Origin of the sequence: Bradyrhizobium sp. SZCCHNPS1003 (assembly GCF_032381555.1) — a bacterium.
Lineage (GTDB): Bacteria > Pseudomonadota > Alphaproteobacteria > Rhizobiales > Xanthobacteraceae > Bradyrhizobium.
Genome location: NZ_JAUHIU010000012.1, coordinates 23,399 through 47,411, shown reverse-complemented (window position 1 = coordinate 47,411; position 24,013 = coordinate 23,399). Strand labels below are relative to the sequence as shown.

The 24,013-nt window shown below is 66.8% G+C and carries 19 protein-coding genes and 1 tRNA gene; 9 read left to right on the top strand and 11 right to left on the bottom strand.

The genetic code is table 11. From position 1 onward, the window contains the following. Positions 1-38 precede the first annotated feature (38 nt). Together QX126_RS20505 and QX126_RS20500 are read right to left on the bottom strand one after the other, a co-directional pair. Positions 39-1,196 (bottom strand): acyl-CoA dehydrogenase family protein, encoded by a 1,158-nt coding sequence (locus QX126_RS20505; protein ID WP_315735136.1) that lies wholly within the window; start codon positions 1,194-1,196, stop codon positions 39-41. Between the two features lie 19 nt (positions 1,197-1,215). After that, complete coding sequence (locus QX126_RS20500; protein WP_315783272.1) at positions 1,216-2,280, bottom strand: acyl-CoA dehydrogenase family protein; 1,065 nt, start codon at positions 2,278-2,280, stop codon at positions 1,216-1,218. Positions 2,281-2,513: 233 nt separating this feature from the next. On the opposite strand from QX126_RS20500, the gene QX126_RS20495 reads away from it, so the two are divergent. Further along, on the top strand, positions 2,514-3,293 hold the full coding sequence (locus QX126_RS20495) for an SDR family oxidoreductase (RefSeq protein WP_315783270.1): 780 nt from the start codon (positions 2,514-2,516) through the stop codon (positions 3,291-3,293). A 55-nt stretch (positions 3,294-3,348) separates the two neighbouring features. Here the strand turns inward: QX126_RS20495 and QX126_RS20490 are convergent, their stop codons facing one another. From QX126_RS20490 to QX126_RS20480, 3 genes are all read right to left on the bottom strand, one after another. After that, positions 3,349-3,615: a GlsB/YeaQ/YmgE family stress response membrane protein gene (locus tag QX126_RS20490; protein WP_315783268.1), complete on the bottom strand. Its 267-nt coding sequence runs from the start codon at positions 3,613-3,615 to the stop codon at positions 3,349-3,351. Between the two features lie 34 nt (positions 3,616-3,649). Further along, the gene (locus QX126_RS20485; protein WP_315783266.1) at positions 3,650-4,234 is read right to left on the bottom strand and encodes a YidB family protein; all 585 of its coding nucleotides are present in this window, start codon (positions 4,232-4,234) and stop codon (positions 3,650-3,652) included. A gap of 104 nt (positions 4,235-4,338) precedes the next feature. Continuing rightward, positions 4,339-5,055: a hypothetical protein gene (locus QX126_RS20480; RefSeq protein WP_315783264.1), complete on the bottom strand. Its 717-nt coding sequence runs from the start codon at positions 5,053-5,055 to the stop codon at positions 4,339-4,341. Between the two features lie 355 nt (positions 5,056-5,410). Between QX126_RS20480 and QX126_RS20475 the strand changes: the two genes are divergently transcribed. Beyond that, positions 5,411-7,537 (top strand): FAD-dependent oxidoreductase, encoded by a 2,127-nt coding sequence (locus QX126_RS20475; protein ID WP_315783484.1) that lies wholly within the window; start codon positions 5,411-5,413, stop codon positions 7,535-7,537. Positions 7,538-7,565: 28 nt separating this feature from the next. On the opposite strand, the gene QX126_RS20470 is transcribed toward QX126_RS20475, so the two are convergent. Genes QX126_RS20470 through QX126_RS20460 form a run of 3 tightly spaced genes read right to left on the bottom strand, consistent with a single transcriptional unit; the run spans position 7,566 to position 10,071 of the window. Beyond that, positions 7,566-8,510, bottom strand: coding sequence for a M28 family peptidase (locus tag QX126_RS20470; protein ID WP_315783262.1), 945 nt, complete (start codon positions 8,508-8,510; stop codon positions 7,566-7,568). A 23-nt stretch (positions 8,511-8,533) separates the two neighbouring features. Further along, positions 8,534-9,151 carry a fused MFS/spermidine synthase gene (locus tag QX126_RS20465; protein WP_315756936.1) on the bottom strand — a complete coding sequence of 206 codons (618 nt, stop codon included), beginning with the start codon at positions 9,149-9,151 and terminating at the stop codon, positions 8,534-8,536. Further along, entirely contained in the window at positions 9,148-10,071 is a 924-nt protein-coding gene (locus QX126_RS20460; RefSeq protein ID WP_315756937.1) for a fused MFS/spermidine synthase, read from the bottom strand. The genes QX126_RS20465 and QX126_RS20460 overlap by 4 nt, the downstream gene beginning before the upstream one ends. Before the next feature lie 391 nt (positions 10,072-10,462). Here QX126_RS20460 and QX126_RS20455 point away from each other — a divergent pair. The 3 genes from QX126_RS20455 to QX126_RS20445 all read left to right on the top strand — a co-directional run bounded on the left by QX126_RS20455 (position 10,463) and on the right by QX126_RS20445 (position 13,607). Further along, a tRNA-Arg gene (locus QX126_RS20455) sits at positions 10,463-10,539 on the top strand. Positions 10,540-10,726: 187 nt separating this feature from the next. Then, positions 10,727-11,419, top strand: coding sequence for a flavin reductase family protein (locus QX126_RS20450; protein ID WP_315783260.1), 693 nt, complete (start codon positions 10,727-10,729; stop codon positions 11,417-11,419). An 82-nt stretch (positions 11,420-11,501) separates the two neighbouring features. Continuing rightward, positions 11,502-13,607, top strand: coding sequence for a tetratricopeptide repeat protein (locus QX126_RS20445; RefSeq protein ID WP_315783258.1), 2,106 nt, complete (start codon positions 11,502-11,504; stop codon positions 13,605-13,607). A 38-nt stretch (positions 13,608-13,645) separates the two neighbouring features. Here QX126_RS20445 and QX126_RS20440 read toward each other — a convergent pair whose 3' ends face one another. Both QX126_RS20440 and QX126_RS20435 read right to left on the bottom strand, forming a co-directional pair. Further along, a complete protein-coding gene (locus QX126_RS20440; RefSeq protein WP_315783256.1) occupies positions 13,646-14,113 on the bottom strand; it encodes a hypothetical protein in 468 nt (155 codons plus the stop codon). A gap of 157 nt (positions 14,114-14,270) precedes the next feature. After that, the gene (locus QX126_RS20435; RefSeq protein ID WP_315783254.1) at positions 14,271-15,308 is read right to left on the bottom strand and encodes an LLM class flavin-dependent oxidoreductase; all 1,038 of its coding nucleotides are present in this window, start codon (positions 15,306-15,308) and stop codon (positions 14,271-14,273) included. An 883-nt stretch (positions 15,309-16,191) separates the two neighbouring features. Here QX126_RS20435 and QX126_RS20430 point away from each other — a divergent pair. Together QX126_RS20430 and QX126_RS20425 are read left to right on the top strand one after the other, a co-directional pair. Further along, on the top strand, positions 16,192-17,223 hold the full coding sequence (locus tag QX126_RS20430) for an alpha/beta fold hydrolase (protein WP_315783252.1): 1,032 nt from the start codon (positions 16,192-16,194) through the stop codon (positions 17,221-17,223). A 14-nt stretch (positions 17,224-17,237) separates the two neighbouring features. Beyond that, positions 17,238-18,197: a fatty acid desaturase gene (locus QX126_RS20425; RefSeq protein ID WP_315783250.1), complete on the top strand. Its 960-nt coding sequence runs from the start codon at positions 17,238-17,240 to the stop codon at positions 18,195-18,197. Between the two features lie 129 nt (positions 18,198-18,326). Here QX126_RS20425 and QX126_RS20420 read toward each other — a convergent pair whose 3' ends face one another. Further along, a complete protein-coding gene (locus tag QX126_RS20420; protein ID WP_315783248.1) occupies positions 18,327-20,387 on the bottom strand; it encodes an ATP-dependent helicase in 2,061 nt (686 codons plus the stop codon). A 196-nt stretch (positions 20,388-20,583) separates the two neighbouring features. Here QX126_RS20420 and QX126_RS20415 point away from each other — a divergent pair, with 196 nt between their 5' ends. Both QX126_RS20415 and QX126_RS20410 read left to right on the top strand, forming a co-directional pair. Next, positions 20,584-22,896, top strand: coding sequence for a Tex family protein (locus QX126_RS20415; RefSeq protein WP_315783246.1), 2,313 nt, complete (start codon positions 20,584-20,586; stop codon positions 22,894-22,896). 145 nt (positions 22,897-23,041) lie between these two features. Next, a complete protein-coding gene (locus QX126_RS20410; RefSeq protein WP_315783244.1) occupies positions 23,042-23,686 on the top strand; it encodes an NAD(P)H-binding protein in 645 nt (214 codons plus the stop codon). Positions 23,687-24,013: the final 327 nt, after the last annotated feature.

The window sequence follows — 24,013 nt, the reverse complement described above, 5'->3', positions numbered from 1 at the left end:
AGCGCTATCAGTTCGCGACCGCCGGAATGCTGTCTGCCTCACCTCAGTCCCAGCCCGCGGGCGATGATGCCGCGCAGCACCTCGGTGGTGCCGCCCTGGATCGTCAGCTTCGGTGCGGTCTGCATCGCAAATGTCAGCTGGTTCTCCAAGGTTTCGCGATTTCCTGCGTTCTCCTCGACGAAGGCGGCGAGGTCGCGGACGCGGTGCGGCAGCTGCTGCTCCCATACCGTGCCGACGTCCTTGACGATCGAGGCCTCGACCACCGGCTCCTTGCCGGCCTGCAGCATGCCGGCGACCGACACCGACATCCGCCGCATCGCATGCAGCTGCGCCACCAGGCGGCCGATGCCCTCGGCGCTGCGCGTGTCCGGATCGGGACCGACCGCGCGCACCAGCTCGGTCAGCACGTAATAGGTTTCGAGGAAGCGCTCCGGTCCCGAGCGCTCATAGGCGAGCTCGGAGGTCGCCTGCTTCCAGGCGCCGTCGATCTCACCGAGCTGATGGTCGTCGGGCACGAAGGCGTCGGTGAAGACGACCTCGTTGAACTCCTTCTGTCCGGTGATCTGGCCAATCGGATTCACCTTGATGCCGGGCGATTTCATGTTCACCAGGAACTGCGTCAGACCATGACGCCTGTTCTCCTTGGTCGACGGCGAGGTGCGGAAGATCGCGATCATGTAGTCGGCCATGTGCGCCGACGTCGTCCAGATCTTCGAGCCGTTGATCAGCCAGCCGCCCTCGGTCTTGGTCGCGCGCGTCTTGGCTGCGAACAGGTCCGAGCCGGAGTTCGGCTCGCTCATGCCGATCGCGAAGCACAGCTCGCCGCGGCAGATGCGCGGCAGGATGTCCATCTTGATATGCTCGGGTGCGTAGCGCAGCAGGATCGGGCCGCTCTGCCGGTCGGCGACGAAGAAGCGCCTGACGGGCGCGTTGGCGACCCGCATCTCCTCGGTCACGACATAGCGCTCCAGGAACGAGCGCTCGTGGCCGCCATATCGTTTCGGCCAGGTCATGCCGATCCAGCCGCGCGCGCCGACGCGGGCCGCAAACTCACGTGCGTCGGCATCCTCGCGCTTGGGCTGGTACGGGTTGAAGGTGCCGGCCGCGATCTCATCAGCGAGGAAGGCGCGCACCTCCTTGCGGAGCTCCTCGCATTCCCTCGGCAGGCGGATCGGATCGAAACGAAGTGCAGTCATGCGACAATCCTCTTCGTCGTCAGCGCGAGGCGACCAGCGGCCACAGCTCATCGGCACCGCGCGCGGCGACGCGATTGCCGAGCTCCACGGCCCAGTGACTCTCGGATCCGAAATCGTCGCGCCAGGCCAGCGCGCGCAGCGAGAAGCGGTGCAGGATGTGCTCGGTGGTGAAGCCGATGGCTCCGTGGACCTGATGCGCGATCGCCGCACCCTTCTCGGCGGCCTCGGCGCAGCGGATCTTGGCCGCGGCGGCTTCGAGAAACACCGCGTCGTCGAATGCGGTGGCCCGCGCGATCGCATCCGCGGCCGATGTCGCGGCCGCGCTCGCGGCGGCGCTCTCACCGGCCAGCCGTGCCAGGTTGTGCTGCACCGCCTGGAATTTGCCGATCGGCTTCTCGAAGGCGACGCGCTCACCCGCATAGTTCACGCTGATCGCGAGCAGCCGATCCAGCGCGCCGGCGATCTGCAGTCCGCGGGCGACGCCGCCCATCAGCATCAAGGTCGTGGCGTCGAAGCCGGCCGGTGCTGGCCGGCATGCCAGCGGCGTGATTGTGTCGAACGTCACCGTGTCGCTGGGATCGTTGGCGAGGTTGAGGCCCGCCTCGATGCGCAGGCGCGCGGTCTCGACCAGCGCGATCGACACGCCGTCTCCGCCCTGGGCGAGCACGGCAACATGCTGCGCCGTCCTGGCGAACGGCACGCCGCGGGCGCGGCCGGACAATGTGCCGTCGGTGTCGAGCGTGATCCGGTCCCTCGGATGAGCCGGCGCGATCGTCATGGGGCCGTCGGGCGAGGCAATGCCGCCTTGCTGCAGCAGCCAGCCCGCGAGCAGCGTCTCGGCCAGCGGCACCGCAATCGCAAAACGGCCGGCGGCATTGATGATCTCAAAGCCGTCGGCGAGGTCAGTGCCGGCGCCGCCGAACTCCTCGCCCACCCAGGCGAGCGGCAGGCCGGCCTCGCTCAGCGCCCGCCACAGCGGCGCCGTCCAGCGGCCGTCCTTGTCGTGATTGATCGTCTGCGGGTCGGCGAGATCGGCGAAGATCTTTTCCGCGGTCGCAACGACGATGTTCTCAGCTTCCGCCACAGCGCTCCTCGCCCTCGTTGTCGTCGGTCTCGGCGCGCCATGTCCTGCGCGCGCCGGCGATGTTTTGCCGGCATGATGAGCGCAAGCGACGGTCCTGACAAGCGTAGCCCGCTGCAGGGCCCCGTCCGCTCGCCGCATGGAGGCGAGCGATTTCCGCGCTGCGGAGATTTTGCCGATTTTGCAGATGCAGCGATGTTGGCTAAGAAGAAGCAAAGCAAACAGGGAGGTGCGGAATGGCTGAAGGTCTGTGCGCGATCGTGACGGGTTCGGCGTCCGGCCTCGGAGCCGCGACCGCGTTGCTGCTGGCGAAGGCCGGCATGCGCATCGTCGTGAACTATTCGAACAGCAAGAGTGAGGCCGAGCAGACTGCCGATCTCTGCCGCAAGGAAGGTGCCGAGATCGTCGTCGTCCAAGGCGACGTGTCGCGCGACGAGGATTGCCGCAAGATCGTCGCCGCCGCTGCGGCCTGGGGCCGGCTGGATGCGCTCGTCAACAATGCCGGCACCACCAAGCACGTACCGCACGATCAGCTCGACGGCCTTTCGGCCGAGGATTTCCAGCGCATCTTTGCGGTCAACACCATCGGCCCCTTCCAGATGGTGCGCGCCGCGCGGCCGCTGCTGGAAGCGGCGGCCAAGGCGACGGTGCGTGCGTCCGCGGTCGTCAACGTCTCGTCGGTGGCCGGCATCAGCGGCGTCGGCTCGTCGGTTGCCTACGCCGCCAGCAAGGGCGCGCTGAACACGATGACGCTGTCGCTGGCGCGCGCCCTGGCGCCTGCGATCCGCATCAACACCGTCTGCCCCGGCTATATCGATACGCCGTGGTTCACCAAGGGCCGCGGCGAGGCCGGTGCCAAGCAGGTGCGCGATGCCGTGGTGGCGCGGGTGCCGCTGCGCGCGGCTTCATCCGCCGAAGATATCGCGCAGCTCGTGGCGTTCCTGGCGAGTCCGGCATCAGGCCACATGACCGGCGAGGTCGTGCGCATGGATGCGGGGATGCATCTGTTGGGGTGAAATGGTCATGGCGAGCGGCCCTTGTGGTCGCTCGCAATGACGTGGCGTGAGGCGGTTACCGATTGAAATCGCGGATCGCGCCGCTGGCGACCAGCCTGTTCCAGATGAATAGCACCACGACCGCGCCGAGGGTCGCGGTCACGTAGCCCGCGCCCTGGTCGGGGCCGTAGCGGCCGATGGCCTGCCCGATGGCGGTGGCGAGGAACGCGCCGAGGATTCCGAGCACGATGGTCAGGATGAAGCCGGAGGGATTGTTGGGACCCGGCGATAGAAGCCGCGCCAGGAAGCCGGCGACCAGCCCGACGATCAGAATGTGCAGCATGAGTGTCGTCCTTCCCGTCAGCGATCGCGGAGCGTCAGATCCGGCCCGCCAACTCGTGCTCGGTCGGCAGCCGCCCGTCCGGCGTGAGCTGATCGATCACTTTCGGCAGGTACTGGCTCAGCCCGTTCAACAGCTCCTCGCGCGACAGCCCGCTCTGCGCGGTGAGCTGATCGATCTGATCGGCGCCGAGCGCATTGGCGAGATCGCCGGGCGAGATCGGCTTGTTCTCGCCGGGGGAGACCCAGGAGTTCGCGGTGTCGCCATGGCCCTTGTCCTGGAACTGGCGCAGGAGATCGCCGAGCCCGCCCGACAGCACGCTGCCGGCCGCGCCGCCCGCCAGTAGTCCGCCCAGGCCGCCGGCGATGATGTTGCCGAGGCCGCCACTCAATCCGCCACCAAGCGCACCGCCTTGATTCCCGGTCGGCTGGGGCGGCGGGACCGGCGCAGGCGCCGCGTTCGGCTGCTGCCCATTCTGCGAGAAATGCTTCACCGCTTTCCACGCCAGCAAAGCGAGGATCGCCATCGTCATCGGCGACATGCCGCCGCTCTTCTGCGTGGTCGGATGACTCGGCCCGTTCGGGCCGTTCTGCATGCCGTTGAGGATATCGAGTAGACCCATGACCCTGCCTCCTGCGCCCCACGCCGATAAAACCTATGGGCTTGCACGCGGCGTTACAAGCCGCGTGCAGAATGGTCGCGTAGGGGGAACGTGTCGCGCGCGGCTCAGTTCCTGGCTTCGGCCCGTTTCGGCGCCTTGGCCCCGGGCGGCGCGGCCGCGGTCTGGCTCGGGCCGGTGAACATCCGCTTCAGTTCGTCGAGCTTCTCGGACAGGACCGGAAAGTTGCACGAGAACGAATCGCGGCGCCAGCCGTCCTTGGCACATTGCGCCGCCTTGATGCGGGCGCGTGCCTCCACGTTCGACGTCGGCGGTGGCAATCCGCCTTGCGCGGACGAAGCCGGCGGCTTGCTCGGCCGTTGCGGCGGCGGGGCCGGCATGGCCGGCTTCGGCGGCTCGATCGCGGCCCGCGCCGTCATGTCCCGGAGCGAGGGCTGGAGGTCCTGCGTTTGCGGCCGCGACATCATCGCCGAGCTCATGTTGGCGTGGCGCTGGCGCTCGAGGTATTGCGTATACTGCTGGTCGATGAACTTCTGCTCTTCGGCCGTGGGATTGGGACCGGCAATGTCGAAGCTGCGATCCTGCATGAAGTCGTAATAGACATAGCCGCCGCCCGGCTTCCGTCTCCCGGCAAATTTAGCGTTGCACTGCGCCAGCGCCGCCGTCTTCTCCTCCTTGGAGGCCGACTTCTCGGCGGCGTCGGCGCATTCCTCGAAATCCGTCGGGGAGCGGCTCCACCACTCTGCGTGCGCGCGTGGAGGTTGCACGGCGGGCAAGCAGGTGATCGCTGCAAAGATCAGTACTGGCAGGCGGGGTAGGTACACGAACGGCAATCCTCAGCGGCTCCCCGCCTCAGATGACGGGAGATTGTCGCCATTTTGCGGCGAGGTGTGACTCCAATGCTGCGTAATTTGCGACTTTCTTCTTTATTTGCCGTGGTTCCGTGATCTGGTTGCCACAGTCGGGTCGGCATTGACGGCGGTGCCGCTCGTGAATCGCACCTTGCTGTGGCGCCGGAACGATACGCAGCATCTTTCCACCATTTTCATCCCGCCGTAGTTGACGAAACTAATCTTGACGATGGAAAGATTGGTGTTGACGGAACCGGGCGAGCGCACCTATGAATATCTTGACAATGGAAAGATGAACTGCGCCGCGTCCGGCGCCGAGGAGGCTGCCATGAAAGTGTTCCTCACGGTCAAGCTGGCGCTGCTGCCGTTCGTCGTGTTCTGGGCGCTACTGGCCTGGCACCAGCCGGCATGGGCGGTGTGGTCCGCGCTGGGCCTGGCGCTGGCCGCCAACGTCTGGCGAGCCTCCCGGGGCCAGCTCGCGCTGCTGGAACTCAAAAGCCTCGCGCTGTTCGTCGTGCTGGCGATCGCCAACGACGTCGCGCCGAATTGGACGGCCGGCAATGCGCTGTGGCTGTCCTTCGCAGCGCTCGGCCTCATCAGCTTCGCTTCGCTCGCCGTCGGCCGTCCCTGGACAGCGGACTATTCCCGGTCGGCCTATGCCGACAGCGCCGCGACGCCCCAGTTCCACCTGATCAACATGATGATGACCGGGCTCTGGGGCGTCCTGTTCCTCGTGCTCGGCCTGTGCCGCTGGGCCGGCGTCGCCTCCTGGATCACGACGATGATCGTCGTCGGCGGCGCGCTGATCTCGATCTTCGGCCCGCACTTCGCGATTCGCCAGGCCTTGCTGCGCATGCGGGCCGCGCGCGAGGAGTGCCAATGGCCGGCGCCGAGCTTCACCCAAGCGGCCGACACCGAGTGCGACGTCGCGGTGATCGGCGCGGGCATCGGCGGGCTGACGGCGGCAGCCCTGCTCGCGGAGTCCGGGCTGAAGGTGAAGGTGTTCGACCACCACGTCGTGCCCGGCGGCTTCTGCCACACTTATCTGCGCAAGGCCCACCACGACAACAAGCCGGTGCTGTATCGCTTCGATGCCGGGCCGCACGATTTCTCCGGCGTCTGGCCCGGCGGGCCGGTCGACAGCGTGCTGCGCCGGCTCGGCGTCGCCGACCGCATCCAGTGGAAGCGGGTCATCCACTCCTACCGTCTCGCCGGCCGCCGCATCGACGTGCCCGAGGACTGGCGCGCCTATGTCCGACTGCTCTGCGAGATGTTTCCCGCCAGCGCGGATGGGCTGACCCGGCTGTTCGACACCATCCATGCCATCTTCGAGAGCATGTATGCGACGGGGCAGGGCCGCAGCGGCATTCCCGGCATGCCGGCCACATTGGAGGAGATGCTGGCCTTCCCGCGCAAGCATCCGCAGGCGTACCGCTGGATGAACCGCCCGTTTGACGAGCTGGTCGCCGCCCATGTCTCCGATCCCGAGCTGATCGCCTATCTCAATGCGCTGTCGGGCTATCTCGGCGACGGCAGCGAGAAGTTGAGCTGCGCCCAGATGGTCCCGATCTTCGGCTACTACTTCAAGGGCGGCTTTTATCCGGTCGGCGGCTCCGGCCACCTCGCGGACGTGCTCGCCGAGGCGGTCACCGCCCGGGGCGGCGAGGTGCATCTGAAATCCAACGTCACGCGCATCCTGGTCGAGGACGGCCGCGCCGTCGGTGTCGTGCTCGGCAATGGCCGCGCGGTCCGCGCGCAGGCGGTGGTCTCGAATGCCGATCTCGGCCGCACCTTGACCGAGCTTCTGAGGCCCGATGATCTGCCCGCCGTCTTTCGTGAGCGTGCCCGCACCCTCGCGCCGGCCACGTCGTGCTTCTCGGTGCATCTCGGCCTCGACATGGTGCCCGACATCGCGCCCACCACGCATCTCGACTCGCCGATGGGGATCGGCCTCGCGGTGATGTCCAAGCTCGATCCGTCGGCGGCGCCTGACGGACATGCGACGATGACGATCATCACCCTCGTTCCTCACGAGCAGGCCAAGGGCTGGTTTCCGGGCGAGGGCGGCGACGACTGGAAGGCGTGGCGCCGCTCGCCGGACTACGAGGCGCGCAAGCAGCAGCTCGGCGATGCCATGGTCGCGGCCGCCGAGACCATCATTCCCGGCTTGTCGCAGCACATCGTCTACCGCACCGACGCCAGCCCCGTGACCTATGCGCGCTACGACCTCGCCAGCGCCGGCGCGATCTATGGCGTGGCCCGGTCGGGACGGCTGAAGGGCGCCAAGGCGCCGGTGCGCAATCTCGTCATCGCCGGCGGCGGCAATGCCGGAGCGGGCGTCGAGGCCGTGGTGATTTCGGGCGCGGAGGCGGCCGAGGCGCTGGTGCCGGGTCTGCTGGCGTGCGCATCGGCAGTCGCGCCGGACGCGGCGACGGCGCGGCCGTGGGCGGCGTGAGCGCGGCGCCTGCCGCAGCTCGGGCGTATCAAGGCGTATAGAGGTAGCGCAGCAGGGTGCGGCCGACGGTCTCCAGGCTCTGCGCCGAGCACTGCTCGATCGTATCCTGCGTGGTGTTGAAATACGGCTCGTAGTCGAAGTCGATGACGAGGAAGCTCGGAATCCCGGCCTGCTGCAGCGCCGTGTGGTCGTCGCTGATCGGATACGCTGTGGGCTCCGGCGAGAACGCCTGTGGCGTGATACGGCTGCCGATGCTCCAGAACTTCTTGACCTCCGGCAGCGCCGAGCCGAGCGACGAGGGCTCCGGCTGCAGCTTGAGATCCTTGTCGCAGACCATGTCGAAATCGACCGCCTTCTCCGGCTTGTGCGCCGGATAATAGGTCTTCAGATTGGCCGCGAAATGCGGCGAGCCCAGCGGACGCCAGGTCGGATCGCCGGCGCCGAGCGATTTCGGCCCCTCCTCGCCGTCGAAGAAGATCATGTCGATGCCGACGTCGGGCTTCGGCGACAGCGACAGCACGCGTGCGGTCTCCAGCAGCAGCGCGACCGCCGAGGCGGAGTTGTTGGCCCCCGGCATCGGTGCGTCCGGCGATTTCGGGTCGCGATAGGCCTTGACGATGCTGTCGTAATGGGTGGCGACGATGATGCGGCGCGGGTTCTGCGCCTGGAAGCGGGCGATGATGTTGGTCAGCGGGATCGTCTTGCCGTCGTCGCCCTTGGCGGTGAAGCTCTGCGTCAGCACCGCGTCCGCCGCGCTCTTGGCCATCGCCGCCTTGATGTAGTCGATCGTTTTCTGATGTCCCGGCTCGCCCATCGATCGCGGCGTGAATTTCAGCAGGTCCGCGATATGGGCCATCGCGCGCTGCCCGTCCCAGAGCTCGATCTGCGCCTCTGCGGCGCGTGCCGCGGGGGATGCAAACAGCAATGCCGCCATTGCCACCGTAGCGGTCAGGCGAGGCCAGAACTCAGTCATCGAGAAGCTCTTCAAAATGAAAATCAGGACGTCTTCTTGCCGAATGGAATGAACAGGATGCCGGCGCAGCCAGCCAGCGCCACCGCGAAATAATAGGTGATCGCGCGCGAGCCGATCGTCGGGATCAGCGCGAAGGTCGTGACCAGCGTGCCGACGACGTTGCCGATGGTCGAGACGCCGTAGACCAGTCCGGCGACGCGGCCGGCCTCGTCGGCCGAGCGCGTCAACAGGCTGACGGCGATCGGGGAGAAGGTGCCGAGCAGGGTCAGCGGCACCAGCAGCAGCGCGGTCGAGGCCATCAGCGTGGCCGCCGGACCGTCGCCGACCGTGTCGAGGATGTCGGCCATGACGATGTCGGCCGTCGCCGGCACGAGCGCCATGTAGGCGGCGGCGATCAGGATCATGGTGCCGATGGTGCGCGTCGTCGGCTGCCGGTCGACGATGGCGCTGCCGGCGAAATAGCCGATCGCGAGTGCGCACAGCACCGTCGAGATCAGGCTGGCCCAGGCACCGATGCCGCTGCCGAAATACGGGTTGAGATAGCGGCTGCCGAGCATCTCGAAGCCCATCAGCACGCAGCCGACCAGGAACGAGCAGAGATAGATCGCCAGCAGGCCCGAGCGTGACACCGGCGCGCTCACGGCAGCTTCCTGTTGTGGCGCTCGATGCTCTTCAGCGCCTCGACCGGCGCGAAGTCGTCCGTCAGCACCTTGGCGTTTGCATCGATCACCTGGCCGCCGTCGATGTCGATGCGCTTGCGCTGCGCCAGCATCTCGGCAAGCTTGTAGCGGAAGCCGAACTCCTTGTCGCGCTCCTGCGCGATGGCGGCGAGATCCTCGGGCTTCCGCTCGTCGCCGAGATAGCCGACCATGACGATGTTGCCGCCGGCCTCGTAGAAGTCGACCTGCGGAAACACGCTGTGAATGGTCTTGACCGCGGCGTCGAACAGCATCGTCGACGGCTCGACGTTCTGCGCCACCACGCCGCCCTCGGCGAGATGGTCCTTGACGAGCTGGTAGAACTCCTTGGTCAGCAGATGGAACGGCACGAACGGCCCACGATAGGCGTCGATCAGGATGATGTCGTAGCGCTCCTTGGATTCCTGCACGAACAGCCGTCCGTCGCGGTTGGCGACGTGGAAGTTCGGCTCCTCCTTGATGCCGAAATATTTCTTGGCGAGCTCCAGCACGGTCGGATCGAGCTCGACCGAGGTCACCTGCACCTTGGGCAGGGAGCGGTGCAGGTACCAGGCGGTGCGGCCGCCGCCGAAGCCGATCTCCAGGATCGAGCGGACGTCCTTGGCGTACATCACGCTCGCGGTCATGAAGCGGGTATAGTCGACCGGCAGATCGAGCTCGTCGCGGGTGTTGTAGACGCTCTCGGTATAGATGCGCCGGTTGTGACCGAAGGTCATGCTGCGGTAGGGCGCCTGCTCGTAGACATAGATGTTGTTGTAGAGCGACTCCTTGGACTCCAGCAGATGGCGGGTATCCTGCGCGCTTGCGGCGGCGACGGAGAGGAGAGCTGCGAGCGCGCCTGAAATGACCGATCGGATGAGCATCGACTTGTCTGTTTCCCTCGGCTGAAATGGGCAGGCGCGCTGGATGAAGCGGATCTCGTCGCGCCGGACGGCTGGCCCGGCCACGTGACGCGCTCAGGCACGACCAATACGGCGATCCCAAGGCCGGGGTCCGGATCGGCGCCGTTCTCTTAGACCATCGGCTGCCTTCCGGATAGTCAAACCACCCCCTCCCTACGGGCCTGTGATCGGTAGGCGCCCCGCCTCAACCGGGATCACGCGGCCGCGTTCCCACCGTCTTCCCATCAACGGACCCGAGCGTCGTTGTGCCACGGGCCGGCCGTCCGGTTCAGGCGACGACCGGAGAGGCTTCCGGTCGGTGGCCGGGTCTGCTATGGAGGCGGCGAAGCAGGTGCACTTCGGTGCAGGCTCCGGTCCCGTAGCTCAGCTGGATAGAGCGGCGGTTTCCTAAACCGTAGGTCGCATGTTCGAGTCATGCCGGGATCGCCAACTGCCGCAGCGTTGCGCGCGCAGACCTCTCCAGATCAAACCCGGCGCACGCGTGATCCGGCCCGTTCGGGAATCGGGTGGAGCGCTTCGCTGCCATCGAGAAACTTCTCCGGGTGAGACGGCGGCCTGAGCCCCGTCCGTGCGGCGCGCAATCGCCGCCGAGATGCATCACCCTGGAGAGCTTTCCATGCACACGACCATCGAGCCGGGCATCCTTTATTTTGGGACGCCGGTCGTCCTCATCAGCACGGTCAATGAGGACGGCGGCTTCAATCTCGCGCCGATGTCGTCGGCGTTCTGGCTCGGCTGGCGCTGCATGCTGGGCCTCGCCGCCGGATCGAAGACGCCGCAGAACATGCGCCGCACCGGCGAGTGCGTGCTGAACCTGCCGTCGGTCGATCTCGTCGCCGCCGTCGATCGCCTGGCGCAGACCACGGGATCGGACCCGGTGCCGGCGATGAAGCAGCGCAAGGGCTATCGCCACGTGTCCGACAAGTTCGCCGCCGCCGGGCTGACCGCAACGGCGTCGGAGACCGTTGCGGCTCCGCGCGTCGCCGAATGCGCGGTCCAGCTCGAAGCGCGCATCGAGTCGGTGCATGGCATCGCCGCCGACGACGCGATCCTGAGGGGGCATATCCAGTGCTTCGAGGTGCGGGTGCAGCGGGTCCATGTCGACGAGGCCATCCTGATGGACGGCACGCGTGACCGCATCGACCCGGACAAATGGCGGCCGCTGATCATGAGCTTCCAGCAGTTCTATGGCCTGGGCGCGCGCCTTCACGATTCGCGGCTGGGCACCATTCCGGAGGCGGCCTATCGCACGCCCGACGTCGAGCGCGCCCGCAAGGCGGCCATGCGGATGGAGGTGGCGGCAGGCTGAGCCGGCTCGGCCCCGAGCCTCGCCTGGAATCGCGCTGCCACACGTTCAACTCTGCATCCGAGTGCGAGAGGTTGAGGACATCATGGGGGCTGTTGCCGTCGAGCGGCTGCTGATCGAGGCGGCTGATCACTACAATGCCGGGCGTGCCGGTTCGGCCAAGGCCCTGTGCAGCGACATCCTCCAGGCGGTGCCGGATCATCTGCCGGCGCTGCATCTGTCCGCGATCCTCGCCTTCGCCGATGGCCGCATGGCAGACGGCGCGGAGCTGCTGGCGTGCGTGTTCGCACGCGATCCCAACCATGCGCCGGCCTATGTGACGCTCGGCGACGCGCTGGCGGTGAAAGGTGAGCGCGACGGCGCTGCCGACGCCTTTGCGCGCGCCGCAGCGTTGAGGCCGCACGATGCCGCCATCCACAGCAAGCTCGGCAGCGCGCTGCTGGAGCTCGCGCGCTTTACCGAGGCCGAAGCCGCCTATCGCCACGCGCTGGCGCTCGATCCGGTGCTGTTGCGCGCGCGCTGGAATCTCGCGCTCGCCTTCAACCGGCAGGGGCGGCTTGCCGAGGCGGAAGCGGCCTATCGCGAGCTGCTCGAGCGCGAGCCTTCCTATCCCGGTGCATGGCGGGCGCTGGCGCATGTGCTCGCCGACCAGGCCAGATATGACGAGGCCGTGCCCGCCTATCTGCATGCGCTGGCGGCGCAGCCGGCCGATGCGGGCCTCCACCTCGCCCTCGGCGACGTGCTCTACAAGCAGCGCGCCTACGCTGACGCCGCGATCCATTACCGCCGCGCCGGCGATCTTGCGCCGGGCGATGCCAAGGCCGCGCGATTGCTGGGGCACGCGCTGCACGAGGCCGGCCGCCCGGCCGAGGCCGTCGAGGCCTATCGCCGCGCCGCGGCGCTCGATCCCACCGATGTGGTCGTGCTCAGCAATCTCGCCGCCTGCCTGTGCGGGACAGGACAGCTCGACGCCGCCATCGCCGCCTGCGAGCACGCGCTGGCGCTGCAGCCCGATCACGCCCCGGCGCATACCAACCTCGGCATCATCCATGAGCTGCGCGGCGAGATCGATGATGCCGTCGCGGCGCATCGCCGCGCCGTCGCCGCCGATCCGGCCTATGCCAAGGGCTACGCCAATCTCGCGGTGGCGCTGCGTAATGCCGGCGACATCGACGCCGCGCTGGCGGCCTCGCATCACGCGATTTCGCTCGCGCCCGACAACGCGCTCGCCCGCTACAACCACGCGCATTTCCTGCTGATGTGCGGCGACCTCGTGAACGGCTTTGCCGAGCATCGCTGGGGCCGCGACTGTCCTGATCTCTCCGCGGGCATGCCGCGCTTCGGCGCGCCGGAATGGCAGGGTGAGCCGCTTGAGGGACGCACGTTGCTGCTGTTCGCCGAATACGGCATCGGCGATGCGCTGCAATTCGTGCGCTACATCGATCGCGTGAGGATGACGGGGGGTCCGGTCGTGCTGCAGGTGCAGCCGGCGATCGCGCCGCTGCTGCGCTGTCTGGAGGGCGTGACGGTGGTGCCGCGCGGCGCGCCGCTGCCGCCATTCGACCTGCAGGCGCCGCTGATGGATCTGCCGCGCATCTTCGGCACCACGCTGGAGACGATCCCGGCCGAGGTGCCTTATCTTGCGGCCGATCCGATCAAGGTGGCCGCGTGGCGCAACGTGCTCGGGCGCTCGCCGTCGTTGAAAGTCGGCGTGGTCTGGGCCGGCAATCCCAGGCACAAGGGCGACCGCCAGCGCTCGCTCACCGCGCAGGCGGTGCTGCCGCGGCTGGTGATGCCGGGCGTGCAGCTCTATTCCTTGCAGAAGGAGCCGCGGCCGGACGATGCGCCCGCGCTCGCCGAGCTTGGCACCGACGTCATCGATCTCGCGCCGCTGCTGAGCGACTTCGCCGAGACCGCGGCCGCCGTTGCCGCGCTCGACCTCGTCATCTCCGTCGACACGTCGGTGGCGCATCTCGCCGGCGCGCTCGGCCGCCCGGTCTGGGTGCTCTTGCCCTATGCGCTCGACTGGCGCTGGCTGCGCGACCGCGCCGACACCCCGTGGTATCCGACCATGCGGCTGTTCAGGCAGGGGCAGCCGATGGCGTGGGATGGCGTGCTGGCGCGGACGGCCGGGGAGCTTGCAGGGCTGGCGGCAGGTGAGCGCGGGCCGTTGTTGCCCGGGCAGGTATGAGGCGGTGAGCGACGTCGAAGGCTTACAGGGCCTGACGCTTATCGCATGGCCATGCGTGCGGGACCGGTCTGATCCGAGCGCGTGGACGGAAACGACAATCGCCACAAGCTGAAGAGCATCGGGAGTTGGAAAACGAAGCTGATCGCCGCAGCGCCCGCCAGCACCTCGAAACGTTGCGCCTCGATCAGACCCTTGGCGCTGGGGACGACGTGGACCAGGCCGTCGGCGACGTAGACAAGCGCAACGATCCGCCAGATGTTGGCGGAGAGCCAGCCCATACTGAAGGCGTGATCGAACAGCGCGATCAATCCGCCGAGCGCGAGCGTCGAGCTCACCATGTGAGACGGCGTATCGTAGAAGCCGGACTCCAAGGCGGCCTGAACGAACCAGAGTCCGTAAACCACCGCGATGATCTTCAGCAACATCAGTTCGTCCCCAGGCTTGCAAGCTTGTCGTCCGTCTCCGGGCAGCCGATCGGATTGCTCCCCCTTGATCGGAGCAGGCACGCGCGACGTCGAGCTTACGATGCGTGTCACGAAGGCTCTATTAATCGGCTCGCTTGGATTGTCCTGAACGAGCCGTTTTGGTCGCGCCTTTGATCCAGGTCCCGTGATGCAAGAGCCAGGCGCGGTTGCGGACATGGTGAAGGACCGCGTAGGCAGCCTACTGCTCCCCCAGCAACTCCCGCACCCTCGGCACCACCACCCGCCCATACAGCTCGATGCTGCGCATCAGTTTCGCGTGCGGCAGCGGACCGGCTGAGTATTTCAGCTGAAACCGCGACAGGCCGAGCGCCTTGATCGTCGCGGCGATCTTCTGCGCCACCGTCTCCGGCGAGCCGACATAGAGCGAGCCGTGATCGGCCTCCTGGACGAACTCGTCGCGGCCCATCGGCGGCCAGCCGCGCTCGCGGCCGATGCGGTCACGCATGGTCTTGTAGTCCGGCCACAGCTCCTCGCGCGCCACTTCGTCGGTGTCGGCGACATAGCCCGGCGAATGCACGCCGATCGGCTTCGTCTCGCGGCCGAACTGCTTGAGCGCGCGATGGTACAGCTCGACATAGGGCGCGAACCGTTTCGGGTCGCCGCCGATGATCGCGAGCATCAGCGGCAGCTCGTAATGCGCGGCGCGCACCACGGACTCGGGACTGCCGCCGACGCCGATCCAGGCCTTCAGCCGCCCATGCTCGACCGGCGGATAGACCAGTTGATCCCTCAGCGGCGGTCGCAGCTGGCCCTGCCAGGTCAGCGGCTGTTGCGGCAGCAGGCTGACGAACAGATCGAGCTTCTCCTCGAACAGCGCCTCGTAGTCCTTGAGGTCGAAGCCGAACAGCGGAAAGGACTCGGTGAACGAGCCGCGGCCGAGGATGACCTCGGCGCGGCCGTTCGACACCGCGTCGAGCGTCGAGAAGCGCTGGAACACGCGGATCGGGTCATCCGAGCTCAGCACCGTCACCGCCGAGCCGAGCTTGATCTTCGTGGTGCGCGCCGCGATCGCCGCCAACGCCACCTCCGGCGCCGAGATCGCGAAATCGCCGCGATGGTGCTCGCCGAGCCCGATGAAATCGAGCCCGAGCTGGTCGGCCAGCACCGCCTCCTCGACGACGTCGCGGATCACCTGGGCATGGGCGGCCATCGCGCCCTCCGCGTTGCGGGTGACGTCGCCGAACGTGTCCAGGCCGAATTCGATCGCTGTGCTCATGTCTCATTCCGTTGCGTCGGGCCGTCATACGGCCTCTGCTCGTCAGCTGGAAGGGGCGTAGCCGGATTGCAAGCGGCTGACGCGAAACACAAGGTTTCGACAAGCTCTTCGTGTCCACCGTCATTCCGGGGCAATCGTCGGCGCGCAGGCGCAAGGCGCCTGCGTGTTGGCGATTGAACCCGGAATCTCGAAGTGAGGAAAGCAATGTCGAGATTCCGGGTTCAAGGCCGGCGGCCTTGCCCCGGAATGACCGGGGCTCAAATGGTCTGGAATGAGACACTTTCGGCGCTCGAATATTTTGCTTTCGTTTTTACCGAAAGTGTGCTCTACTGCGTCCATCCTGCCTCATCGATGAGGGGCGTACGCGCGGTCGTCACGAGACGCGAGGCGGGGATGCGGTGGCCGTAGCGGGTCGCAGCGCGGTGTCGCGCCGACGAACGATCCGATGCGGACAGTCAAGTCGCGTGGTCCTGGCCTCCCGATGCTGAGGTCAAGCCGGATGATGGTGCGGAAGCGCATCACGCCGACGATGGGGGCAACACAGCCGGTCCCCAGGGAGAGCGCGAAGCAGCTGTTAAGACCATCGCGCAGGGAAGGCCGGGATGTCCCAGCCGAACCTGTGGTTCCTGCCGCCTGCACTTTTTTTCGCAGGCGGGCCATGGGGGCGGCGAGCTCCCGGTCTTCCCTGCGCCCTTACGTTTCAGAGGGCAGGCGATCCGGACAGAGCTCGGGCTTGAGAGGCCGCGGGAATGCGAACCCATGGCCTCGGCTGATGCGATTGCCGCCCGCGCCTCTTGCGCGGTCATGCCATGCCAAAAAATGGACGTGTGAGCCGGTGACGCATCACGTAGGCTCAAGGCACCTCTCACCCGGACACACGCGCATGACGACAGGCGGCGACTATCAGATCTTCGAGGCGGGCGACGTCGTGTTGCAGTCGGGCGTGACGTTCCCGTCGCTGCGGCTCGCCTACAAGACATACGGCACGCTGAATGCGGCCAAGGACAACGTCATCCTCTATCCGACCTCGTTCGGTGCCCAGCATATCGACACCGAATGGCTGATCGCGCCCGGCGGCGCGCTCGACCCCACCAAGTACTTCGTCATCATTCCGAACCTGTTCGGCAATGGCCTGTCGTCGTCGCCCTCGAATACGCGCGAGCTGTTCGGCGACGCGCCGTTCCCGTCCATCAGCTATCACGATGCGGTCGCGGTGCAGCGGCGGCTCGTGGAGGAGCCGTTCGGGATCAGCCGGATCGCGCTGGTCTATGGCTGGTCGATGGGCGGCATGCAGGCCTATCACTGGGCCGCCTGTCATCCGGACATGGTGGAGCGTGCGGCGGTGGTGTGCGGCAGCGCGCGCTGCTCGCCCTACAATCACCTGTTTCTCGACGCGGTGAAGGCGGCGCTGACGGCCGATCCCGCGTTTCGCAACGGCCGCTTCGCCGAGAAGCCGGTGGCCGGCCTGCGCGCGATGGGGCGGATCTATGCGGGCTGGGCGATGTCCTACGAGTTCTATCGCGACGAGGTCTGGCGCGAGCAGGGCTTTGGCTCGCAGGAGGACTATCTCGCCGCCACCTGGGACTTAGCCTTCGCGCATCGCGACGCGAACAACCTGCTGACGCAGATCGCGATCTGGCAGGGCGGCGACATCAGCAATTGCGCGGCGTTCGGCGGCGATCTCGACCGTGCGCTCGGCGCGATCACCGCCCGCATGTTGCTGATGCCGGGCCAGACCGACCGCTACTTCGATTGGCGCGACAACGAGCGAGAACTTCCCATGCTCGTGAACGCCCGCTCCGCGGCGCTGCGGCCGATCCCCTCGATCCACGGCCACCGCGCGGGCAATCCGATCCGCATCCCGGCGGACCGCGATTTCATCAACGCCAACGTCTCCGCCCTTCTCCAGAGCTGACACCCGAGTTCGACATGACCGACGTGCCCACCGACGAATTCGCGCCCCGTCCGAAGCTGCTGACACCGCCGGTGCTGCAGCAGCTCTGCACGCGCTCCAACCTGCAGGGCGCGCTACGCACGCTCAGCCATTACGGCGCGATCATCGGCGTGGGTGCGCTGATCGGAGCGATCGCATCGACGCATGGTGTGCTGTGGGCGCTGCCCTTGCTGCCGGTGCAGGGCGTGCTCATCGCGTTCCTGTTCATGGCGGTGCACGAGACCGCGCACAAGACCGCCTTCGACAGCCGCAGGCTCAACCTCGCGGTCGGCTATCTCTCCGGCTTCCTGATCGGACTGCCTTATGAATATTACTGCCTGTTCCATTGGGAGCATCACCGCCACACCCAGGATCCCCTGCGCGATCCGGAGCTGATCGTCGGCCCCAAGCCGTGTTCGGAGACGCAGCTCGCGATTGCCTATTCCGGCCTGGTCCAGATGACCGGCCGGCTGCGACTGCTGCTGCAACATGCGATCACCGGCGAGGTGACGGTGCCATGGGTGCCTGCCGGCCGCCGCGCCACCATCGTACGCGAGGCGCGCGCCTATGCCGCCGGCTACGCGCTGCTGCTGCTCGGCTCGCTCGCGCTGCACAGCGCGCTGTTGCTGTGGGTCTGGGTTCTGCCGCTGCTGCTGGGGCAATTGGTGTTGCGACCCTATCTCTACGCCGAACACACCGGCTGCGACCATACCAGGAGCGCCTTCCAGAACACCCGCACCACCTTCACCACGCGCGCCGTGCACTGGCTCGCCTGGAACATGCCCTATCACGTCGAGCACCACGCCTATCCCGCGGTGCCGTTCCACGCGCTGCCGAAGCTGCATGCGATCGTCGACGGCGAGATCAAGTATCGCGGCGAGGGCTACATTGCGGTGACGCGGCAGACCTGGGCGTGGTTTCGGGCGCAGTGGAAGGAGAGGAAAGCCGAGACGTGATGAAATTAGATCCTGCGGCGAGCGCGGTGCTTACCTCGCCCCGCTTGCGCGGCGAGAGATCCGGCCAAACGACGCAAACTGCGCAAGCAGCAAGGGCCCAGTTCGTAGCAGGGAGGGCGAAGGATCCGCTCACCGCCAGCGCTCGCGCATGCGGGCACCGAGGTCGATGCGCGGACCCTGGCTCGCATACGCCGCGCCCGGCTGCGCCCGCGGCCAGCTGGTGCGTTCGAACAGCGGCACCAGCGCTTCCGGAATGAACCGCGTGCGCGAGGCATAGACATGACGATCGCCGCGCACCGGCTGGCCATGGACGAAGAAGCGCTGCGGCACCAGCAGATGCAGGTCGTCCTTGGCGCGGGTCATGGCGACGTAGAGCAGCCGGCGCTCCTCTTCCAGCTCGGCGCTCGTGCCGGCGCCGAGATCGGAGGGCATGCAGCCGTCGACGACGTTGAGGATGTGCACGGAATTCCACTCCATGCCCTTGGCGGAATGGATGGTGGAGAGGATCAGATAGTCCTCATCGAGCAAAGGCACGCCGGACTGATCGGAGGTGGCGTCGGGCGGGTCGAGCGTCAGCTCGGTGAGGAAACGCTCGCGCGACGGATAGCCGCTCGCGATCTGTTCGAGCTGCAGCAGGTCGGCGGTTCGCACCTCCGAATCCTCATGAACGCGTTCGAGATGCGGCTGATACCAGTGCCTGACGCGCTCGATATCCCCGGGCCATTCCGAGACGCGCAACTGCTCCAACGCACGCACGAACGCCGTCCAATCCTCGCCGGCGCGGGCCGGCGCGGGCTGCTCGCACAACCGTGCGATCGGATCGGCGCTCTCGCTGATGGCATCGAGCAGGCGCTGCGCCGACGCGGGTCCGATGCCGGGGATCAGATGCAGCACGCGGAAGCCGGCGATGCGGTCGCGCGGATTCGCGACGAAGCGCAAGCAGGCCAGCACGTCCTTGACATGGGCGGCATCGAGGAACTTCAACCCGCCGAACTTCACGAACGGGATGTTGCGGCGCGTGAGCTCGAATTCCAACGGCCCGCTGTGCGACGACGTTCGGAACAGCACGGCCTGCTGCTTGAGCACGATGCCTTCCTCGCGCTTCGCCAGCACCTGCTCGACGATGTAGCGCGCCTGGTCGGTCTCGTCGCTGATCGTCACGAGCTGCGGTTTGCGCGAGCTCGTGCGGTCCGTCCACAAATTCTTGGTGAAGCGCTCGCGCGCCAGCCCGATCACGCCGTTGGCCGCGGTGAGGATCGGCTGCGTCGATCGGTAGTTGCGGTCGAGCGTGATGATGTCGGCGCGCGGGCTGAACTGATCGGGAAATTCGAGGATGTTGCGCACGGTGGCGGCGCGGAAGGCGTAGATCGACTGCGCGTCGTCGCCGACCACCGTCAGTCCCGCGCCGTCGGGCTTCAAGCCGAGCAGAATCTGCGATTGCAGCCGGTTGGTGTCCTGATATTCGTCGACCAGCACGTGGTCGAAGCGATCGCCGATCTCGCGCGCGATGGCTTCGTCCGCCATCATCTGCGCCCAGTACAGCAGCAAATCGTCGTAGTCGAGCACGGCGTTGGCCTGCTTGGCTTCGACATAGGCCGCGAACAGGCCCTTCAGCTCGCCGGCCCATTCCGCGCACCACGGAAAATGCCGCACCAGTGCCTCGTCGAGCGGCATGTCGGCGTTGACGCAGCGCGAATAGATCGCAAGGCAGGTACCCTTGGTCGGAAAGCGTCGCTGCGTGTTGGACAAGCCGCGTTCGTGCCGCACCAGATTCATCAGGTCGGCGGAATCCTCGCGATCATGGATCGTGAACACGGGGTCGAGGCCGACGCGCTCAGCGTAGTCGCGCAGCATCCGCGCGCCCAGGCCATGAAACGTGCCGGCCCAGGTGAGCGCGGCCGTGATCGGCTCGGCCTTGCCGCCCAGCACCTTGCGGGCAATGCGCTCGACCCTGCGGCTCATCTCGCTCGCCGCGCGGCGCGAGAACGTCATCAACAGGATACGGCGCGGATCGGCACCATTGACGAGCAGATGCGCCACGCGGTGCGCGAGCGTGTTGGTCTTGCCCGATCCCGCGCCGGCAACGATCAGCAGCGGCGGGCCCGGTGCGGCCAGCGCACCGCCATGCTCGACGGCGCGGCGCTGCTCCGGATTGAGATCGTCGAGATATGTCGCAGCCGTGGCCTGCACGAATCGTCCCTCAGCCTGCAAGAATCAGTGATTTGCGCCTCATGTGCAACGCGATGGCCCGGTCGCGGCAGCGTTTTACATGATTCGCAACCGGTCTTTTTTGTCACGGTTGCCCACAGAGCGTCCGCCAGCCGCTTGCGCTGGCGCGCGTGCACTCCTATCCAATCAGCCCCGTCACGAATCTCGGAAGAACACCGTGTCGAATTTTGCCTCCATCATCGCCGCTGAGCTCGCCGTCAGGGATGCCCAGGTCCAGGCCGCGATCGACCTGCTCGATGGCGGCGCGACCGTGCCGTTCATCGCGCGCTACCGCAAGGAAGCGACTGGCATGCTGGACGACACGCAGCTGCGCACGCTGGAGGAACGGCTGCGATATCTGCGCGAGATGGATGCACGGCGCACCGCGATCATCGAGAGCATCAAGGCACAGGGCAAGATGACGCCGGAGATCGAGCTGGCGCTGGCGACCGCCGACACCAAGGCCCGGCTCGAGGATATCTATCTGCCGTTCAAGGAGAAGCGCCGCACCAAGGCGCAGATCGCCAAGGAGGCCGGACTCGAGCCGCTCGCCGACATGCTCATCGGCGATCCGATGAAGGCTCCGGAAGTCGAGGCCAAGGCGTTCATCAAGAAGGACGGCGACAATCCGGTCAAGGACGTCAAGGCGGCGCTGGAAGGCGCACGCGCGATCCTGGTCGAGCGCTTCGCCGAGCATGCCGATCTCGTCGGCTCGCTGCGTGAGGAGATGTGGACCCGCGGCGCCGTGAAGGCGACGGTGCGGCACGGCAAGAAGACCGAGGGCGCGAAATTCGCCGATTACTTCGACTTCTCCGAGCCGTTCACCAAGCTGCCGTCGCACCGCATCCTGGCGATGCTGCGCGGCGAGAAGGAAGAGGTGCTGCAGCTCGATTTCGGCGACGGCGAGCCGGAGGATTCGAAGGACCCGTCGCTGTATGAGAACCGCATCGCGGTGACCTTCGGCATCTCGCGGCAGGGCCGCCCGGCCGATCAGTTCCTGTCCGACTCCGTGCGCTGGGCCTGGCGCACCCGCATCAAGACCTCGCTGGCGCTCGATATCCGCATGCGGCTGTGGCAGGAGGCGGAGAAGGAGGCGGTGCGCGTGTTCGCGGCGAACCTGCGTGATCTGCTGCTCGCTGCTCCCGCCGGCGGCCGCGCCACGCTCGGCCTCGATCCCGGCTTCCGCACCGGCGTCAAGGTCGCGGTGATCGACCGCACCGGCAAGTTCGTCGACCACGCCACGATCTATCCGCACGAGCCGCAGCGGCAGTGGAACGAGAGCATGCTGACGCTCGTGCAGCTCTGCATCAAGCATCGCATCGAGCTGGTCGCGATCGGCAACGGCACTGCGTCGCGTGAAACGGAGAAGCTGGTCAACGATTTGATGAAGCTGAAGCCGGATCTCAAGCTGACCAAGGCGATCGTGTCGGAAGCCGGCGCGTCGGTCTATTCGGCCTCGGAGTTCGCCGCGAAGGAATTCCCCAATCTCGACGTGTCGATCCGCGGCGCCGTTTCGATCGCGCGCCGCCTGCAGGATCCGCTCGGCGAGCTCGTCAAGGTACCGCCGGCCTCGATCGGCGTCGGCCAGTATCAGCACGACCTCAATCAGTATGAGCTGGCACGCGCGCTCGATGCCACCGTCGAGGACTGCGTGAACGCCGTCGGCGTCGACCTCAACACCGCCTCGGCGCCGCTGCTCGCACGCGTGTCGGGCATCGGGGAGAGCCTCGCACAGAACATCGTCGCGCACCGTGACAGCAACGGCCCGTTCCCGAGCCGCGACAAGCTGAAGGAAGTGCCGCGGCTCGGACCGAAGGCGTTCGAGCAATGCGCCGGCTTCCTGCGCATCCGCGACGGCGACAATCCGCTCGACGCCTCCGGCGTGCATCCGGAATCCTATCCGATCGTGAAGAAGATCCTCGAGGCGACCAAGAGCGACATCAAGGCGCTGATTGGTGAGACCAAGGTGCTGAAGGCGTTGAGCCCGACGAAGTTCGCCGACGAGCGCTTCGGCGTGCCGACGGTCACCGACATCATCAAGGAGCTGGAGAAGCCCGGCCGCGATCCGCGTCCGGAGTTCAAGACGGCCACCTTCCAGGAGGGCGTCGAGAAGATCACCCATCTCAAGCCCGGCATGATCCTGGAGGCGACTATCACCAACGTCGCGGCGTTCGGCGCCTTTGCCGATATCGGCGTGCACCAGGACGGCCTGATCCACATCTCGGCGATGTCCGAGAAGCGCATCAATGATCCGCGCGAGGTGGTGAAGCCGGGGCAGGTCGTGAAGGTGAAGGTCCTCGACGTCGACGTGCCGCGCAACCGCATCTCGCTGACGCTTCGGCTGTCTGATCCGCTGCCGGCGAAGGGCGAGAAGCGGACCAGCGCACGGCCGCCAGCGGCCCGCATGACCACGCGTGAGGAGAAGTCGTCGGGCGGCGGCGCGCTTGCGGCGGCGATGGCCAAGGCGGCGGAGCGGCGCAAGGGCGCCTGAGGCGGATGGCGATGAGGCGCCGCGGAGGACATGCCCCCTCTGCGGCGTCATGTCTGCAGCGTCATGCCATTCGGCGGCGTGTCGGTCTTCCCTATCTGTGCGGTGATGCTTACCTTGCTCGGCGGGCCGCGAGTGGAGACCGAGCATGACGAACCGGACCGTGATCATTGCCGGCGCGACCGGGCTGGTGGGACGGGAGCTTCTTCGCGGCCTGCTTGCCGACCCGACAGTGGATCGCGTGCATGTCGTCGGCCGCCGCGCGCCGCCTGACCATTCGCCCAAGCTGACGGCGCATGTCGTGGATTTCACCGCGCTGCCGTCCCTGCCGCCGGCCGACGAGCTCTATCTGGCACTCGGGACCACGATCAAGGTGGCCGGGAGCCAGGCCGCCTTCCGCGCCATCGATCACGACGCGAACCTCGCCGTCGCCAAGGCCGCGCTCGCGAGCGGCACGAGACGCGTTGGTCTGGTCAGCGCAATGGGCGCCGACAGCAGCTCGCCCGTCTTCTATAGCCGGGTGAAAGGCGAGTTCGAGGACGATCTGACCGCGCTGCCCTTCGAGGGCCTGGTGATCGCGCGGCCTTCGCTGCTGGTCGGCCCGCGGGCGGAGCTCGGACAGCCGAGTCGTCCGGGCGAGGAATGGGGCAACAGGCTGAACAGCATCATCGGCTTCCTGATTCCGGCGAACTACAAGCCCATCGCGGCGGCGGACGTCGCCGATGCACTGCTGATGGCTGTTCCTACGGTTGCCGGCACGCGAGTGATGCTGTCAGGGGCCATGCGCCGATGATCGAGCCTGCCGCTCTTGCGCAGCGGCTTGGTCTCACCATTTTCGATAAATAGAAATCAAGTATCGCGCCGCGCCTCAGGCTTTGGATCGACAGGTGAACTCGGCGGTCTCCGTAGTTTTACGGCCGTATCGCATGTGACTATCAGGGAGTGAATGGCTGAAGCGGGCAAGACGGGAATCGCGTCTTAACATCTTAACCATATCTCGCTGGTAGTTGTGCATCGAGGAAAAACGAACCCGGTGTTTCATGCGCAGACAGCTGCTTGAAGTTTGTTTCTTGGCATTGGTGGGAACCCTGCTCGGACCCCAAGCGGCGACGGCGTCTCC